Origin of the sequence: Microbacterium sp. JC 701, assembly GCF_021026215.1 — a bacterium.
GTDB lineage: Bacteria > Actinomycetota > Actinomycetes > Actinomycetales > Microbacteriaceae > Microbacterium > Microbacterium algihabitans.
This window is the reverse complement of sequence record NZ_JAJNCV010000001.1, coordinates 742,932-759,932: the sequence shown is the minus strand read 5'-3', so window position 1 is coordinate 759,932 and position 17,001 is coordinate 742,932. Positions and strand designations below refer to the sequence as shown.

Below are 17,001 nucleotides of genomic sequence, written 5' to 3'. Positions count from 1 at the left end.
GATGCCGCGGCCCTCGTCGTTCACGCTCCGGCAAGCCAGGCCCGGTAGGCGTCGAAGGTCGACTCGCGACCGAGGAACGACTGCACGAGGTCGCGGGCGTCGCGGGTGCCGCCCGGCTCGAGGATCTCGCGCCGGTACCGTGTGGCCGTGTCGACGTCGAACAGGTCGTCGCCGAAGGCCGACAGCAGGTCGCGGGCGATCACGAGGCTCCACTGGTACGTGTAGTAGCAGGCGCCGTAGCCGGTCAGGTGCCCGAAGCCGGCGTACGAGTGGGAGCCGTCGAGCGGGGTGACGGGGCTCGCGGCGCGGTAGTAGCCGTCGACGGCCTCGGCGAGGTCGGCGGGGCGGTCGACGTGCAGGCGGTACGAGGTGGTGGCGTGCCCGAGCTGACGCGTGACCTCCAGGGCCCGGCCGAAGGCGTCGGCCGTGCGCATGCGCGCGACCAGATCGGCCGGGATCGGCTCGCCCTCGTCGTTCACCGCGAAAGCGGCGAGCGCCTCGGCGTCCCACGCCCACTCCTCGAGCAGCTGACTGGGGGCCTCGACGAAGTCCCACTCGGTCGCCACGCCCGTCCACCGCGCCCACTTCTGGTGGCCGCCGAGGATGTCGTGCACGAGGTGACCGAACTCGTGGAAGAACGTCACCACCTCGTCGTGCTCGAGCAGGCCGCGCGAGAAGTTGCACAGCAGCACCGACTCGGGCAGCGACCGGTCGGTGATGCCCGGCGCCAGGCCGAAGCACGCCGCGTGGTTGTACTTGCCGTCACGCGGGTGCAGGTCGAGATGGATGCGCCCCAAGCGCTCCGCTCCGCGCACGACGTCGTAGGTGCGCACGTCGTCGTGCCACGAGGGTGCGTCGACGGGGACGTACTCCACATCGAGCAGGCGAGCGGTGGTCGCGAGGACTCCCTCGAGCACACGGTCGAAGCGGAAGTACGAGCGAACGAGCTGCGAGTCGACGTCGTACTCCTCGCGCTTGAGGGCGCTGAGGACGTACCAGAAGTCGGCGATCGTGACGGCGTCGGCGGTGGGCTCGTCGCGGCGGAGACGCTCGAGCACGCGGTCGTACTCGACGGCGGCGGCGGGAGCCACGGCATCCGCCACCTTCTCGAGGAACGCCTTCACCGCGGCCGACGACCCGATCATGCGGGTCTCGGTCTCGTAGTCGGCCCAGTCGCCGTACCCGAGCAGCGCCGCGCGCTCGGCGCGCACCGCGAGCAGCTCGGCGAGCACGGGCTCGTTCACCGGCCACGCGAGGTCGTTGTAGGCCCCCATGAGCTCGTGCCGCACCGCGCGGTCGCGCGCGTACTCGCGCACCGGCATGAGGTCGGTGTACTCGGTCGTGAGCGTGACCATCCCGTCGGCGTCGACCGGGTGCTCGGAGATGAAGTCGGCGGGGAGCCCGTCGAGCGACGACGCGGGCACCCGGATCTCGCGACGGCCTTCGCGGATGTTGCGCGAGAAGGTCAGCGAGAGCTCGGTGTCGCGGTCGGTGAGCTCGCGCACGCGCTCGCGGTCGGCGTCGTCGAGGTCGACCCCGCCGCGACGGAAGTCGCGCTGGATCTGGGCGAGCAGGCGCTGCTCGTCGGCGTCGAGTCCGTCGGCGGCGGCATCGGCGAAGACGCCCCACAGCGCGCGGTCGAGCAACCGGCGCGACTGCACGGCGTCGACCGCCTGCGCCTGCTTCTCGGCGGCGTCTCGCACCTCGGCGTCGGGGTGCGACTCGCTCACCAGGTGCGAGGGCGCGGCGGCTTCGCTCAGGGCGATCTCGGCCTCGTTCCACAGCGCGAGACGCTCGCGCAGCGGCAGGTCGGACTCGGCGGTGAGTCGGGCGTCGATCTCGGCCACGCGCGCGAGGCGCTCGGTCGGACGGTCTTCGGCGAACGCTCGCCAGCCGTCGAGATCGCGCGGGAGGGTCAGGGGTTCCAGGGGAGGATGCGGCATGCTTCGACCCTAGGCAGGGCCTCCGACACAGGCAATGATCCGGGCGCGCGAGCCCGGCCCGGGGTCAGCGCAGGGCGCCGACCGAGGCGAGCGCCTGACGGATGAGGGTGCCGCGGCCGCCCTCCATCTCATCGGACAGGGCGTCGGATGCCGCTTCCTCGGGCGAGAGCCAGGTGACCTCGAGCGCGTCCTGGCGCGGTTCGCACGTGCCCGTGACGGGGACGACGAAGGCGAGCGCCACGGCGTGCTGGCGGTCGTCGTGGAACGCGCTGACCCCGGGGAGGGGGAAGTACTCGGCGACCGTGAAGGGGGTCGGCGAAGGCGGGAGCAGCGGGAACGCCATCGGTCCGAGGTCGTTCTCGAGGTGGCGGAAGAGTGCGTCGCGGACCGTCTCGCCGTAGCGGACGCGGCCCGAGACGAGGGTGCGGGTCATCTCGCCGAGAGGCGTCGCCCGCAGCAGGATGCCGACCTGGGTGACGGCGCCCATGCCGTCGGTGCGCACAGGCAGCGCCTCGACGTAGAGCATCGGCAGGCGTCGCCGCGCCTCGGCGAGTTCGACCTCGCTCAGCCACCCCGGATTGGAGTTGGGCGCCGCGGGGGCACCCGAGAAGGAGGCTCCGAGCGACTCGCGCTCATCGCCGTTGTCACCGGGTTCGGGATCGGGAGTGCGCACGGGCATGCTCCCTGTATATCAACCGACCGGCCCGGGTGCCGCGTGTCCGGCCCACGGAGACCGGAACGGTACCGTCCGCGGGCCGCGCGCCGGAGCAGATCTTCGACCGCGATGCGGGCGATGTCGGAGGCCCTTGCCACAATGGCCGCATGAGCGTTGAGTCCCCCCTCGACCCGTCCGTCGTGCGGTGGTCGGTGCCGCCCGAAGAGCGCGGCCGCCGGCCGGTCCTGCTGTTGCTGCACGGTTACGGGTCCGACGAACACGACCTGTTCGGTCTGGTGCCGTATCTGCCCGAGGCCTTCGTGATCGCGAGCCTGCGCGCACCGCTCTCGCCACCCTGGCCCATGCCGGGCGCGTCGTGGTACCCGATCGAGGGTCTCGACGGTCGTGATCCCGACGCGGTCACCCGCGCCGCCGAGGCGGTGCTCGCCTGGATCCGCGACGCCGTGGGTGACGCCCCCGTCGGACTCCTCGGTTTCTCGCAGGGCGGTGCCGTCGCCCTGCAGACCCTCCGGGCGGATCCGGATGCCGTGCAGTTCGCGGTCGTGCTGGCGGGGTACGCCGCGGGCGGTGAGCTGCCCGGCGACGCCGTGCTCGGCGAACGACGCCCACCGGTGTTCTGGGGCCGCGGGGCCGCCGACGACGTCATCCCGACGCCTCTGGTCGACGCGACATCGCAGTGGCTGCCCGCTCACAGCGACCTCCGCGGCCGGGTGTACCCGGGTCTCACGCATTCGATCTCGCAGGACGAGCTCGACGACGTGCGCGCTTTCCTCGACGAACGGCTGGCCGACCGCGCCGGTACCGACGCGAGCTGATCCCAGGGGTGACGCGCAGCCCGAGTGTGGGCTATCGCGAATGCTCCTGTCCCCGAGAACGAGGTCTCCTCCGGTGAAGAACGTCGACGCTTCCGCGCCCCTGTCCGCGCGCTGATCCGTCGACCCGCCGTCTTCTCGGCATCCCTCCGCTGATGCGGACGGGTCCGGTGTCCGCGCACCCCGCGTCATCGGAGTTCCGTCTTGTCATCTCTTCCTTCTTCCCTCGTTTTCGACCGCGTGCGCCTCGTGTGGCCCGACGGAACCGTCGCCCTCGACGAGATCTCGGGGGTGATCGGGGTCGGCCGTACCGGACTCGTCGGTCGCAACGGCGCCGGCAAATCCACACTCCTCCGGGTGGCTGCGGGGCAGCTCGCCCCCACGTCCGGCACGGTCTCGACGTCCGGTGAGGTCGCGATGCTCCCTCAACGCCTCGCCGCCGACCCGCATCGCCCCGTCGCCGCCCTTCTCGGCGTCGAAACGGCTCTCACCGCACTCCGCGCGATCGAGTCGGGCGATGTCGCACCGCACCGCTTCGACGCCGTCGGCGACGACTGGGACGTGGAGGCGCGCGCCCAGGCCCTGCTCGCCGAGGCGGGTCTGCCGCCCGAAGCCCTCGATCGAACGGTCGGCGAGCTCTCGGGCGGCGAGACGATGATGGCCGCCCTCGTCGGGCTCCGCGCCCGCGCGGCCGACATCACACTCCTCGACGAGCCGACGAACGATCTCGACCGCGATGCGCGGGCGCGCGTGAGCGGCCTCGTACGGGGGTGGTCCGGCACGCTGATCGTCGTCAGTCACGACATCGGCCTGCTGGAGCTGATGGATGCCACCGCCGAGCTGTACGACCACACTCTCGATGTGGTCGGCGGTCCGTACAGCGCCTGGCGCGCCCACCGCGACGCGGAGCAGGAGGCCGCCGTCCGCGCCGAGCGCGACGCGGCCCAGTCCCTGCGGCGTGAGCGCCGGCAGCGCATCGAGTCGTACGACAAGCTCGCCACGCGATCGCGCGTCGCGCACAAGGCGCGGGTCGAGAAGCGGGTCCCCAAGATCCTCGCGGGAGCCCGAGCCGACGCGGCCCAGGTGAGCGCGGGCCGGTTGAGCACCGAGATGAAGGGGAAGGAGGATGCCGCGCGCGCGGCGCTGAGCGAGGCGTCCGCCCGTGTGCGCGATGACGACGTGGTGCGCATCGACCTGCCCGATCCGGGCAACGCGGCCGGGCGGCGGGTCATGTCGCTCGGCGACGGGGAGAGGGAGTGGATCGTCACGGGCCGCGAGCGCGTCGCCCTCGTGGGGCGCAACGGCGCGGGCAAGACGACCCTCCTCGAGAACCTCCTCGACTCCGCGGCGCCGGAGGGACCGGTCCGCGCGCGCGCGAGCGTCGAGCACATCGGCTACCTGCCGCAGCGCCTCGACGGCCTCGATGACACGGCATCCGTCCTCGATACGGTGTGCGCGGCGGCGCCGAGCGTTCCCGTTCCGCTCGTGCGCGATCGACTGGCGCGGTTCCTCGTGCGCGGCGACGCGGTCAGCCGACCGCTCGGATCGCTGTCGGGCGGCGAGCGCTTCCGCGTCGCTCTCGCCCGCGTGCTGCTGGCGGATCCGCCCCCGCAGATACTCGTGCTCGACGAACCGACGAACAACCTCGACCTCGACACCGTCGAGCAGCTCCTCGCCGCTCTGCAGGCGTATCGCGGGGTCGTGCTCGTCGTGAGTCACGACGACGCCTTCCTCGCGCGGCTCGGACTCGACCTGCGGCTCGAGCTGCGGGAGGGGAGGCTCCGCGAGGAGCCGGTCTAAGCGGGCGTTTCCGCGGCGGGCGAACGTCAACCCCGACCCGATGTCGGAGGTCCGGGAGAGGATGTCGGCATGGCCGACGTGTTGGAGAGATTCGGTCCTGCGACGCAGGACTGGTTCCGTGGCGCCTTCTCGGCGCCGACCAATGCGCAGAAGGGCGCGTGGGAATCCGTGTCGTCCGGCCGCAACGCGCTCGTGGTCGCGCCCACGGGTTCCGGCAAGACGCTGTCGGCCTTCCTCTTCGCGATCGACCGGGTGTTCCGCGAGAAGGGCCCCGAGGTTCCGGATGCCGCTCCCGCACGCCGCGGCAAGAGCGCTGCCCCGAAAGCGCCGCCGACCACCACGCGCATCCTCTACATCTCACCGCTGAAGGCCCTGGGCGTCGACGTCGAGCGCAACCTCCGCTCACCGCTCGTCGGGATCGGGCAGTCGGCGCGCCGTCTCGGCATCGAGGTGCCCTCGGTGACGGTGGGCGTGCGCTCGGGCGACACGAGTTCGAGCGACCGCCGCAAGCTCGTGACCGCGCCTCCCGACATCCTCATCACCACGCCCGAGTCGCTCTACCTGATGCTCACGAGCCAGGCGGCCGAGACGCTGCGCGGCGTGCACACGGTGATCATCGACGAGGTGCACGCGGTCGCGGCCACCAAGCGCGGCGCGCACCTGGCGGTGAGCCTCGAGCGCCTCGACGCCCTGCTCGACAAGCCCGCCCAGCGCATCGGCCTCTCGGCCACCGTGCGTCCCATCGATGAGGTAGCGCGTTTCCTGGGTGGGGCGCAGCCGGTCGACATCGTCGCCCCGCGGGCGACCAAGGCCTACGACCTCTCGGTCGTGGTGCCGATCGACGACATGCTCAACCCGCCGCCACCCCCGGGCTCGCCGGCCCCCGACGAGGCCGTCGACGGTGAGTGGTTCTCGGAGCGCCCCGAGAGCACCGAGATGGCCGGGTCGGTCTGGCCGCACGTCGAAGAAGCGATCGTCGACCGTATCCTCCAACGACGCTCGACGATCGTGTTCGCCAACTCGCGTCGCCTGGCCGAGCGCCTGACGGGTCGACTGAACGAGATCTACGCCGAACGGCAGGGCATCGACGTGCCCGACCCGACCGTTCCCGCGGCGATGATGGCGCAGGCGGGCTCGTCGGCCGGCGTCGCCGCGATCCTCGCCAAGGCGCACCACGGCTCGGTGTCCAAAGAACAGCGCGCCCAGGTCGAAGACGAATTGAAGTCGGGCGTGCTGCGGTGCGTCGTCGCGACCAGCAGCCTCGAGCTCGGCATCGACATGGGCGCGGTCGACCTCGTGATCCAGGTCGAGTCGCCGCCGAGCGCTGCCTCCGGCCTGCAGCGCATCGGACGTGCCGGCCACCAGGTCGGCGAGGTCAGCCGGGCGGCGCTCTTCCCCAAGCACCGCAGCGACGTGCTGCACACCGCCGTGGTCACCGAGCGCATGCTCGCCGGGCAGATCGAGGCGATCTCGGTGCCCCAGAACCCGCTCGACATCCTCGCCCAGCAGACCGTCGCCGCCTCGGCGCTCGGTGCGATCGACGTCGAGGAGTGGTTCGACACGGTCAAGCGCAGCGCGCCGTTCCGCTCGCTCCCCCGCTCGGCGTACGAGGCCACCCTCGATCTCCTGGCCGGCCGCTACCCCTCCGACGAGTTCGCCGAGCTGCGCCCCCGCCTGGTCTGGGACCGCGACGCCGGCACCCTCACGGGTCGACCCGGAGCGCAGCGCGTCGCTGTCACCAGCGGCGGCACCATCCCCGACCGCGGCCTGTTCGGCGTCTTCGTCGCGGGAGAGTCGCAGAACGCGCGCGTCGGCGAGCTCGACGAAGAGATGGTCTACGAATCGCGCGTCAACGACGTCTTCACCCTCGGCACCACGAGCTGGCGCATCGTCGAGATCACCCACGACCGCGTCAACGTGCTGCCCGCCTTCGGCCAGCCCGGCAAGCTCCCGTTCTGGCACGGTGACGGCATCGGCCGGCCGGCCGAACTCGGCGAGGCTCTCGGAAAGTTCTCGCGCGACGTCGCGGGCCTCGACCGAGGCAAAGCCGAAGAGCGCCTGCGCGAGTCGGGCCTCGACGACAACGCCATCACCAACCTGCTGGCGTATCTGGCCGAGCAGCGCGAGGCCACAGGGAGCCTCCCCACCGACAAGACGCTGACCGTCGAGCGCAGCCGCGACGAGGTCGGCGACTGGCGCATCATCCTGCATTCCCCGTACGGCATGCAGGTGCACGCCCCGTGGGCTCTCGCCGTCAACGCGCGTATCCGCGAGCGCCTCGGCGTCGAGGGCGCAGCCGTCGCGAGCGACGACGGCATCATCGCCCGGGTGCCCGATGCCGCGGCCGAGCCACCCGGCGCCGACCTGTTCGTCTTCGAGGCCGACGAGCTCGAGCAGATCGTCACCGACGAGGTGGGCGGTTCCGCGCTGTTCGCTTCGCGGTTCCGCGAGTGCGCCGCGCGCGCCCTTCTGCTGCCGCGACTCAACCCCAACCGGCGGTCGCCGCTCTGGCAGCAGCGGCAGCGCTCCGCCCAGCTGCTCGAGGTGGCGAAGCGGCACCCCGCGTTCCCGATCATCCTCGAGACGCTGCGCGAAGTCCTGCAAGACGTCTACGACCTGCCCTCCCTGCTGCGACTGACCCGGCAGATCGGCGAACGCCGCATCCGCCTCGTCGAGATCACCACGTCGCAGCCCTCGCCCTACGCCCGCGATCTGCTCTTCGGCTACGTCGGGGCCTTCATGTACGAGGGCGACTCCCCGCTCGCCGAGCGTCGCGCCGCGGCGCTGTCGGTCGACCCGGCGCTGCTGAGCGAACTGCTCGGCAAGGTCGAGATGCGCGAGCTGCTCGACCCCGACGTCATCGCGCAGTTCGAGCGCGAGGCCCAGCGCCTCGACCCCGACCGCAAGGCCCGGGGCGTCGAGGGCGTCGCCGACCTGCTCCGTATCCTCGGCCCGCTCGATGCGAGCGAGGTCGCGCACCGCCTCGACACCGAGGGCGACGCCCTCGCCGAGGCCGAGAGCCATCTCGCGGCCTTGGTCGACGACCGTCGCGCGATCCGCGTGACCATCGCAGGCATCCCCCGGGTCGCGGGGATCGAAGACGCCGGTCGACTGCGCGACGCGCTCGGTGCCGCCCTTCCCGTCGGCATCCCGAACGCCTTCCTCGAGCCGCTCGCCGATCCGCTCGGCGACCTGGTCGCCCGCTTCGCGCGCACGCACGCCCCCTTCACGACGGATGCCGTCGCGCAGCGCCTGGGCGTCGGCATCGCGGTCGCGCGACTCACTCTGCAGCGCCTCGAATCGCAGGGACGCCTCTCGAGCGGGTTCTTCCTTCCCGCCTCCTCGGCGGGCTCGGGGGCCGGTGATTCCGGACGCGGCGACGAGATGGAGTGGTGCGACGCCGAGGTGCTGCGTCGGTTGCGCATGCGCTCCCTCGCGGCGATCCGCGGCAGCGTCGAGCCCGTCTCACCGGCGGCGTACGCCCGCTTCCTCCCGGTGTGGCAGCACCTGGGCCGCCCTCTCGAAGGAGTGGACGGGGTGCTCGCCGTGGTCGAGCAACTGGCCGGCGTTCCCATCCCCGCCAGCGCGTGGGAGTCGCTCGTCCTGCCGTCACGCGTGGCCGACTACACCCCCGCGATGCTCGACGAACTGACCGCGACGGGTGAGGTCGTGTGGTCGGGGCACGGCACCCTTCCCGGCCGCGACGGGTGGATCGCGCTGCATCCCGCCGAAGCGGCGCCCTTCACTCTGCAAGACCCCGAAGACGCCGACGACCCGGCGCCCGACTCGCTCGAGACGCGCGTGCTCGCGGCGCTCGCGGGCGGAGGCGCGTACTTCTCGGCACAGCTGCGGCAGCTGGCGGGAGCCGAGAACGAGCAGTCGGTCAACGACGCGCTGTGGGCGCTCACGTGGGCCGGACGCGTCACCAACGACACCTTCGCCCCCGTCCGCACCCTGCTCAGCGGTGGAGGGCAGTCGCACCGGGTGGCCCGCCGTCCCCCGCGCGCCCGCATGTACCGCGGCGCGTCCATCCCGCGCGCGACCTCCGCTCCCCGTCCTCCCTCGCTCGGCGGGCGCTGGTCGCTCCTCCCGGAGCGGGAGGCGGATGCCGCAGCCCGCGCGACCGCGACGGCGAGCCTGCTGCTCGACCGCTACGGCGTCGTCACGCGCGGGGCCGTGCAGTCGGAGGGCGTGCCCGGCGGGTTCGCGCAGGTGTACCGCATCCTCGCCGGGTTCGAAGAGGCCGGTCACTGCCGCCGCGGCTACGTCATCGAGAAGCTCGGCGCCGCGCAGTTCGCCGCGTCGGCGACCGTCGATCGTCTGCGCGAGTTCGCGGCCGTCGCCGATCCGCCCCCGCTCCGGGCGGTCACGCTCGCCGCCACCGATCCGGCCAACCCCTACGGTGCCGCCCTCGGATGGCCCGCGATCGAAGGTGTCACTCATCGACCCGGGCGCAAGGCCGGAGGCCTCGTGGTGCTCGTCGACGGCGAGTTGACGCTGTACCTCGAACGCGGAGGCCGCAGCGCCCTCGCCTTCACCGATGACGAAGCGCGACTCCAGGCGGCCGGGCGCCACCTCGCCGAGACGGCGAAGAAGCGGCGCCTCGACACCCTGACCGTCGAGCAGGTCAACGGCGAGTTCGTCTACGGCACCGCCGTCGGCCGAGCCCTGCGCGAGGCGGGCTTCGTCGAGTCGCCCAAGGGCCTGACGCTGCGTAAGGTCACCGCGGGAGACACCCTGCGAGAGGCCGCGCGTGCCTGAGCAGTCGCCTGCGGCCCCCGCCCCCCGAAACGACGGAGTCACTTGTGCCCGAGGGTGACACCGTCTACCGCGCCGCGGCCAAACTGTCGGCCGCGCTCACCGGCAAGGTGGTGACCCGCTTCGACATCCGCGTTCCGGGGAGTGCGACGGCCGACCTCCGCGGCGAGACGGTGCACGAGGTCGCCGCGCGGGGCAAGCATCTGCTGCACCGCATCGGCGGATACACCCTTCACTCGCACCTGAAGATGGAGGGCCGGTGGGACGTCTACCGCCCGGGCGAACGCTGGCGTCGCCCGGCGTTCAAGGCCCGCGCGATCGTCGGCGTCACCGGCGCCGACGCCGTCGGGTTCGACCTCGCCATGGTCGAGGTGCTGCGCACCAGCGACGAGCACACCGTCATTGGACACCTGGGCCCCGACCTCCTGGCCGACGATTGGGATGAGGCGGAAGCCGTGCGGCGCGTCGCCGCCGACACCCGCGCCGCGCACGTCGCTCTGCTCGACCAGCGCAACGTCGCCGGGTTCGGAAACGTCTACGCGAACGAGCTGCTGTTCGTCCGAGGGATCGCACCGACGACCCCCGCGACCGAGATCGACGCGCAGGCGACGATCGCCCTCGGCGAGCGCATGATCCGCGCGAACCTGCCGCGACCCGAACGCACCTTCACCGGTGACAGCCGGCCGGGGCGCCGCTTCTGGGTCTACGGGCGCGAGGGGGCGCCATGCCGTCGGTGCGGCACACCGATCCGCGCCACGACGCTCGGGGCCTCGGCCACCAGCGAACGCAACGTCTTCTGGTGTCCCACCTGCCAGCCCGGTTGAGCACCGCCCCTCTCCCCCGCGCCGACGACCCGTGCCGACGAGTCTTCCGCCTCTCCGTGTCAACCCGTCCATCGCGCTCGGCGCGACGTGCGAGAACGTAGGGACAACGACACGAACGGGCCACGCCGACGTTCTCTCGACATCGAGGAAACCGATCGGCTAGGGGGCGACGAACAACCGTCAGAGGGAATGAAGGGCATTCCCGACCCGTTGTCATACATGTCGGCGGACCCGAGAGCCGACCGGAGGGGATCGTGGGAAAGAACTACATCGACATCGAAAACGACCACGGCGAGATGCTGCGTTACCGCAAGCACGTCAATGGTCGCGGACTCGTCGCGCACGGCGCGAAGGTCCACCCGTCGGCGCTGGTCGAGAACGGCGCCTACGTCGAACCCGGCGTGCAGATCGCCGCGGGTGTTCGTGTCGGTCGCGGCGCGTGGATCGAATCCGACGCCGTCATCGGCCCGGAAGCGCGCATCGAGCCTCACGCCCACATCTGCGCGGGTGCCGTGATCGGCGCAGGCGCGCACATCGGCGTCCGCACCCAGGTGGGTCACAACGCTCGCATCGCGATGGGTTCGCTCATCGGCGACGACGAGATCATCAACGACGGGGAAGCCGTCGCCACCGACCGACGGGGCCTGCGCCTGGCGGCGTGAGCACCGCCCGTCGGGCACAAACGACCCGCACGACTCTTCGGAGCGTGCGGGTTTTCGTTTGTTCGGGGTCGCCGCCTGCCCGGATCCCGCGAGAGGCGATCCCGCCGTGCCCGCTCGAGTCTGCGAGCGCAGGCGGTACCCCGCAGCGTCAGGCGAAGATCGCCAGCACGAGTCCGATCAGCGGCAGCGTGCCCTGGATCGATGCGGGGCGCAGGTACTTACGGCCCGAGGTCACGAGCACGAGCGCGGCGGCCACCATCGAGCCCAGCGAGAAGATCAGCAGCGTGCGTCCGGCCACGTCGCCGATGCCGTTCACCAGCCAGAACACGATTCCGACGAACGCGCCGATGGCGAGGAACAGGTTGTAGAAGCCCTGGTTGTAGGCCATCGGCTTGGTGATGTCGGCCGCCTGCTGGTCGGCGATCCCGAAGGTGCGCCACGTCTTGGGCTGAGTCCATCGAACGCTCTCGAGCACGAAGATGTACACGTGGAGCAAGGCCGCGAGGCCGGCGAAGACGAGTGCCAGGGTGCCGATCATGCCCCCACGTTAGCGTCGCGGATAGCCTGGGGACATGGCGAACGGCAGCGGGTCACGAGGTCGCGGCGGAACCCCCCGTCGGGCACCGGGTTCGAAAGCCGCACCCGCGAAGCGGGTTTCCGCCCCGAAGGCGAAGCCGAAGCCCGCCCCGAGGCCTCCGCGCGAAGCACCGCGCACCTTCGTGCTCGGCGCGATCCCGGGCGCCACTCCCGGCAAGTGGATCGGTCTGTGGCGCGAGCGGATGCCGCGGGTCGCCCTCGAACTGCGCGAGATCGCGGTCGAGACGCAGGTGGCCGCCCTCGACGAGGTCGACGCCGCTCTGGTTCGTCTGCCGCTGGCGGCATCCGACGATCTTCACGTCATCGCGCTCTACGAGGAGCAGCCGGTGGTCGTCATGTCGACGGAATCGCACCTGACCGCGGCCGACGAGGTGGATCTGGCCGACCTGGCCGGTGAGATCCAGATCACTCCGGCCGACGATGTGCTGCATCTCGAGATTCCGGATGCCGTGGCCCCGAGCTTCGCGCCGCCGGCCGATACCGCCGAGGCGATCGCGACCGTCGCCGCGGGGGTCGGAATCGCGGTGGTGCCGATGTCGCTCGCCCGGGCTCACCAGCGGCGCGACGTGGAGTACCGCGTGCTCCGCGACGGACCGGTCTCGACCGTCGCCCTCGCCTGGCTGCGCGAGCGGACGACGCCCGACGTCGAGGAGTTCGTGGGCATCGTGCGCGGGCGCACCGCGCGCTCGTCGCGCTGACGCTTCGCCTGCGCGCAGAAAAACGCCCCGGGGCGGGATTCGTTCGCCCGCAGGACGAATCGAATTCACCCGTCGCGTCCCCGCCGGTCACGCCGCGCTCGTAGCTTTCCTCCGTCTCACGTCGGCCGTTCCGGTCACCCCTCCCGAGAGACCCGAGAGGAAACCATGTCATTCCCGAGCCTTTCCGCCGGCCGCACCGTCGCCGGACTCGCCCTCGTCACGGCCGCGGCGCTCACGCTCGCCGGCTGTGCGGGCGGCAGCGCCGACTCCTCCGCCGACGGCGGCGTCGACGCGAAGGCCGCGACCAGCGTCGCCGCCTTCGGCACCCTCGCCGACCTCGAGACCGCGGCCAAGGCCGAGGGCCAGCTCAACGTGATTGCGCTGCCGCGCACGTGGGCCAACTACGGCGAGATCCTCGACCTGTTCGCCCAGCGCTACCCCGAGATCACGATCAACGAGCAGTCGCCCGACGTCTCGAGCGCCGAGGAGATCCAGGCCGCGACCGCCAACGAGGGTCTCGACACCGCGCCCGACGTGTTCGACCTCGGCCTCGCCGTGGCCCTGCAGAACACCGACACATTCGCCGCGTACAAGGTGCAGACCTTCGACGAGATCCCCGATGCGCTGAAGGAGTCGTCGGGTCTGTTCGTCGGCGACTACGGCGGGTACATGTCGATCGGCTACGACTCCGCACGCTTCCCCGCGCCCACCCAGCTCAGCGACCTGCTGAAGCCGGCCTACAAGGGCGCCGTGGCGATCAACGGCGACCCGACGCAGGCGGGTTCGGCCTTCGCCGCGGTGGGCCTTGCGACCGTGCAGAACGACGGCACGCTCGACGACTTCACCCCCGGGATCGAGTTCTTCGGCGAGCTCAACAAGGCCGGCAACTTCCTCAAGGTCGACCCCACCGACGCCACGATCGCCAGCGGTGAGACCCCCGTGGTCTTCGACTGGGACTACCTGAACGCCGCGCAGGCGTCGGCCGTGCCGACGTGGAAGACCGTGGTCCTGCCGGGCACCGGATACGCCGGCTACTACAACCAGGCGATCAACAAGGACGCCCCGCACCCGGCCGCCGCGCGCCTGTGGCAGGAGTTCCTCTACAGCGACGAGGTTCAGAACCTGTGGCTCAAGGGCGGCGCCCGCCCCGCGCGCATGGAGGCCATGACCTCGGCGGGCACGATCGACAAGACGCTCGCCGCGGCACTGCCCACGGCGCCGAGCGACACTGTCGTGCCGACCGAGGCTCAGTCGACCACCGCCGGCGAGACCCTCGGACAGAAGTGGGCGACGGCGGTCCAGTGACCGTTCTCGACCAGGTCGTCGTCCCCGCGGTGTCGGAGCAGCCCGCTCCGTCGCCGCGCGGCGCGGCGCGTCGGAGCTGGGCGTGGCTCGGGCTCGTCCCCTTCGCCGCGTACGTGCTGCTCTTCCTCGCCCTGCCCACCGTGCTCGCGGTGGGCTCGGGCTTCGTCGGTCGAGGCGGCGCCTTCACCCTCGACAGCGTCGCCGCGCTCGGCGATCCGCTCGTGCTGTCGACGTTCGCCAACTCCGCGTGGGTGTCGCTCGTGACCGCGGTGATCGGCTCCGTCGTCGGGGCCCTGGTGTGCTGGGCCCTGCTCGGGCTCGCCGAGACCGGTGCCGTGCGGACCGCCGTCGACGCGGCATCCGGAGTCCTCGCGCAATTCGGCGGCGTGATGCTCGCCTTCGTGCTCATCGCGGCGATCGGTGCGCAGGGGGTGGTGACGGTGATGCTGCGTCAGCTCACCGGCATCTCGCTGTACGAGAACGGCGTGTGGCTCTACGACCTGCCCGGGGTCGTCGTGGCCTACCTCGTGTTCCAGATCCCGCTCATGGTGCTGACGTTCATGCCCGCCCTCGCCGCCCTCAAGCCGCAGTGGGTCGAGGCGCACCTGACGCTGGGCGGCACGAAGGGCGGGTTCTGGCGCCACGTCGGCATCCCCGTGCTCGCCCCATCGTTCCTCGCGAGCCTGCTGCTGCTGTTCGCGAACGCGTTCTCGTCGTACGCGACCGCCGCGGCCCTCGCGAGCCAGGGGTCGCAGATCGTGCCCCTGCAGATCCGCACCGCCCTGACCAGCGAGACCGTGCTCGGGCGCGAGAACCTCGCGGGGGCGCTCGCGCTCGGCATGATCGTCGTGGTGGCCGGGGTCATGGTGGTCTACGCGCTCATCCAGCGCCGTGCGGCGAGGTGGCAGGCGTGAACCCGCTCGCTCCCCCGCGCACCGCGCGCTGGATCATCGCGGTCGTCGTCGGCCTCGCCTTCGCCGTGCCTTTCGCCGCGACCGCGCTGTTCACCCTCACGCCGCTGCCCGGCGGTTCGGGACTGTCGTTCGATCGCTGGGCGGGCATCTTCGATCCGGCCAACGCCGCGAAGTACCGCCCGATCTGGACGGGGCTGGGCAACTCCCTGATCCTCGCCGCAGTCACGGTCGCCCTCGTGCTCGGGCTCTTCACCCCGACCCTCGTGCTCGTCGCGCTGGCCTTCCCGCGGCTCCGGCGGGTGTTCGAGTTCGTCGCCCTCCTGCCGATCTCGATCCCCGCCATCGTGCTGGTGGTGGGGCTCACGCCGATCTATCTGCAGATCGGACGCACGCTCGGCACCGGAGCGTGGACGCTCGCCTTCGCCTACGGCATCCTGGTGCTGCCCTTCGCCTACCGCTCGATCCAGGCGTCGATCGACGCGATCGACATCACGACCCTGTCCGAAGCGGCCCGCACGCTGGGCGCCGGCTGGGGCTCGGTGCTGCTGCGCGTCATCGTGCCCAACCTGCGGCAGGGTCTGCTCGCGGCCGTTCTCATCTCGGTCGCGGTCGTGCTGGGCGAGTTCACGATCGCCTCGCTGCTGAACCGCCAGACGCTGCAGACCGCGCTCGTCGTGGTCAACAAGCAGGACGGCTACGTCGCGGCGATCTTCACCCTGCTCGCACTGGCGTTCGCGTTCGTGCTGCTGCTCATCATCGGCCGCGTCGGACGCATCGGCGCCGGTGCCGGAAGGAAGACCTCATGACCACCGCCGACACCCCCGCCCGCGCCCTCCCCGACACCGCAGCGACCGCGCTTGCGCCGAGCGCGAGCTCGGGCGTCGAGCTGCGCGGGGTCGTGAAGGACTACGGCTCCACGCGCGTGCTGCACGGCGTCGACCTCGACGTCGCGCCCGGCGAGTTCGTGTCGCTGCTCGGGCCCTCGGGCTGCGGCAAGACGACGGCCCTGCGGGTGCTCGCGGGGCTCGAGCAGGCCAGCGCGGGCGAGGTGCGCATCGGCGGTCGCGATGTCTCGGGTGTGCCGACGAACAAGCGCGACATCGGCATGGTGTTCCAGTCATACTCGCTGTTCCCCCACCTGCGCGCGCTCGAGAACACGGCGTTCGGCCTCCGTCGTCGTGGCGTGGGCACGGCAGAAGCCCGCCGCCGCGCGGGCGACGCGCTCGACCTCGTGGGCCTCGGCCACCTCGCCGATCGGTACGCGCATCAGATGTCGGGCGGTCAGCAGCAGCGCGTGGCGCTCGCGCGGGCCCTGGTGACCGAGCCGCGCGTGCTGCTGCTCGACGAACCGCTGTCGGCGCTCGACGCCAAGGTGCGCGTGCAGCTGCGCGACGAGATCCGCCGCATCCAGCAGCGCCTGGGCACCACGACCGTCTTCGTCACGCACGACCAGGAGGAGGCGCTGGCCGTGTCCGACCGCGTCGCCGTGATGGGCGCCGGCCGCATCCTGCAGGTCGGCAGCCCCGAAGAGCTCTACACGCGCCCCGCGAACGCCGAGGTCGCCGCCTTCGTCGGGTCGTCGAGCCTCGTGCCCGGTGTCGTCACGGGCGCCACGGTCGAGGTGTGGGGTCGACGCCTCCCGCTGCTCGCCGCGGCCGACGAGGGACCCTGCGAGGTGTTCGTGCGCCCCGAGAACGTTCGGCTCGTCGGCGCGGGCGAGGAGGGGACGGATGCCGTTGTGGAGCAGACCACGTTCCTCGGCAGCATCCGCCGCTCGCTGGTGGCGACCGCCGAGGGCTCCCACGTGCACGTGCAGCACGGCGCCGACCTCGGGCTGGCGGTCGGGGCTCGCGTGCGCGTGCGCCTCGACGACATCGCCGTGCTCACGCGGCCCGTCGCCGGCTGACGCCCCGAGCCCTCGGCATCCGCCCCCTCGCCGCCCCGCCGGCTCGGGCACCCCGCGCATGAACGCCGGGCCGTTCCGCGCGGCACGTGTCGCCGCGTTTCCAGCC

At 71.8% G+C, this 17,001-nt stretch carries 13 protein-coding genes; 10 read left to right on the top strand and 3 right to left on the bottom strand.

Going from position 1 to position 17,001, the window contains the following annotated elements; all coding sequences use genetic code 11:
* Window positions 1–20 precede the first annotated feature (20 nt).
* Both LPW41_RS03630 and LPW41_RS03625 read right to left on the bottom strand, forming a co-directional pair.
* Window positions 21–1,943, bottom strand: a complete 1,923-nt coding sequence (locus LPW41_RS03630; RefSeq protein WP_230704144.1) for a M3 family metallopeptidase — start codon at window positions 1,941–1,943, stop codon at window positions 21–23.
* 64 nt (window positions 1,944–2,007) lie between these two features.
* Complete coding sequence (locus LPW41_RS03625) at window positions 2,008–2,622, bottom strand: NUDIX hydrolase family protein (RefSeq protein ID WP_144829862.1); 615 nt, start codon at window positions 2,620–2,622, stop codon at window positions 2,008–2,010.
* A 143-nt stretch (window positions 2,623–2,765) separates the two neighbouring features.
* Between LPW41_RS03625 and LPW41_RS03620 the strand changes: the two genes are divergently transcribed.
* The 5 genes from LPW41_RS03620 to LPW41_RS03600 all read left to right on the top strand — a co-directional run bounded on the left by LPW41_RS03620 (window position 2,766) and on the right by LPW41_RS03600 (window position 11,475).
* Window positions 2,766–3,434: an alpha/beta hydrolase gene (locus LPW41_RS03620; RefSeq protein ID WP_230704143.1), complete on the top strand. Its 669-nt coding sequence runs from the start codon at window positions 2,766–2,768 to the stop codon at window positions 3,432–3,434.
* A 201-nt stretch (window positions 3,435–3,635) separates the two neighbouring features.
* Entirely contained in the window at window positions 3,636–5,231 is a 1,596-nt protein-coding gene (locus LPW41_RS03615) for an ABC-F family ATP-binding cassette domain-containing protein (RefSeq protein ID WP_230704142.1), read from the top strand.
* A gap of 69 nt (window positions 5,232–5,300) precedes the next feature.
* Window positions 5,301–9,992, top strand: coding sequence for an ATP-dependent helicase (locus LPW41_RS03610; protein ID WP_230704141.1), 4,692 nt, complete (start codon window positions 5,301–5,303; stop codon window positions 9,990–9,992).
* A 44-nt stretch (window positions 9,993–10,036) separates the two neighbouring features.
* Window positions 10,037–10,813, top strand: coding sequence for a DNA-formamidopyrimidine glycosylase family protein (locus LPW41_RS03605; RefSeq protein ID WP_144829875.1), 777 nt, complete (start codon window positions 10,037–10,039; stop codon window positions 10,811–10,813).
* A 254-nt stretch (window positions 10,814–11,067) separates the two neighbouring features.
* A complete protein-coding gene (locus LPW41_RS03600) occupies window positions 11,068–11,475 on the top strand; it encodes a transferase (protein WP_230704140.1) in 408 nt (135 codons plus the stop codon).
* Window positions 11,476–11,623: 148 nt separating this feature from the next.
* On the opposite strand, the gene LPW41_RS03595 is transcribed toward LPW41_RS03600, so the two are convergent.
* Window positions 11,624–12,013, bottom strand: coding sequence for a DUF1304 domain-containing protein (locus LPW41_RS03595; protein WP_144829881.1), 390 nt, complete (start codon window positions 12,011–12,013; stop codon window positions 11,624–11,626).
* 34 nt (window positions 12,014–12,047) lie between these two features.
* Between LPW41_RS03595 and LPW41_RS03590 the strand changes: the two genes are divergently transcribed.
* The 5 genes from LPW41_RS03590 (at window position 12,048) to LPW41_RS03570 (ending at window position 16,895) form a co-directional block, all read left to right on the top strand.
* Window positions 12,048–12,770 carry a LysR family substrate-binding domain-containing protein gene (locus LPW41_RS03590; protein WP_230704139.1) on the top strand — a complete coding sequence of 241 codons (723 nt, stop codon included), beginning with the start codon at window positions 12,048–12,050 and terminating at the stop codon, window positions 12,768–12,770.
* A gap of 165 nt (window positions 12,771–12,935) precedes the next feature.
* On the top strand, window positions 12,936–14,075 hold the full coding sequence (locus tag LPW41_RS03585; RefSeq protein WP_230704138.1) for an ABC transporter substrate-binding protein: 1,140 nt from the start codon (window positions 12,936–12,938) through the stop codon (window positions 14,073–14,075).
* A gap of 29 nt (window positions 14,076–14,104) precedes the next feature.
* Window positions 14,105–14,989, top strand: coding sequence for an ABC transporter permease subunit (locus LPW41_RS03580; protein WP_230704515.1), 885 nt, complete (start codon window positions 14,105–14,107; stop codon window positions 14,987–14,989).
* Window positions 14,986–15,795, top strand: a complete 810-nt coding sequence (locus LPW41_RS03575) for an ABC transporter permease (protein ID WP_230704137.1) — start codon at window positions 14,986–14,988, stop codon at window positions 15,793–15,795. Before LPW41_RS03580 ends, LPW41_RS03575 begins: the two co-directional genes overlap by 4 nt.
* Window positions 15,792–16,895: an ABC transporter ATP-binding protein gene (locus LPW41_RS03570; protein ID WP_144829893.1), complete on the top strand. Its 1,104-nt coding sequence runs from the start codon at window positions 15,792–15,794 to the stop codon at window positions 16,893–16,895. The genes LPW41_RS03575 and LPW41_RS03570 overlap by 4 nt, the downstream gene beginning before the upstream one ends.
* The last annotated feature ends 106 nt before the right edge of the window (window positions 16,896–17,001 follow it).

Coding starts and splice junctions, on each gene's coding strand:
- LPW41_RS03630 (WP_230704144.1), bottom strand. CDS start 1,943: ATGCCGCATCCTCCCCTGGAACCCCTGACCCTCCCGCGCGATCTCGAC.
- LPW41_RS03625 (WP_144829862.1), bottom strand. CDS start 2,622: ATGCCCGTGCGCACTCCCGATCCCGAACCCGGTGACAACGGCGATGAG.
- LPW41_RS03620 (WP_230704143.1), top strand. CDS start 2,766: ATGAGCGTTGAGTCCCCCCTCGACCCGTCCGTCGTGCGGTGGTCGGTG.
- LPW41_RS03610 (WP_230704141.1), top strand. CDS start 5,301: ATGGCCGACGTGTTGGAGAGATTCGGTCCTGCGACGCAGGACTGGTTC.
- LPW41_RS03595 (WP_144829881.1), bottom strand. CDS start 12,013: ATGATCGGCACCCTGGCACTCGTCTTCGCCGGCCTCGCGGCCTTGCTC.
- LPW41_RS03590 (WP_230704139.1), top strand. CDS start 12,048: ATGGCGAACGGCAGCGGGTCACGAGGTCGCGGCGGAACCCCCCGTCGG.
- LPW41_RS03585 (WP_230704138.1), top strand. CDS start 12,936: ATGTCATTCCCGAGCCTTTCCGCCGGCCGCACCGTCGCCGGACTCGCC.
- LPW41_RS03570 (WP_144829893.1), top strand. CDS start 15,792: ATGACCACCGCCGACACCCCCGCCCGCGCCCTCCCCGACACCGCAGCG.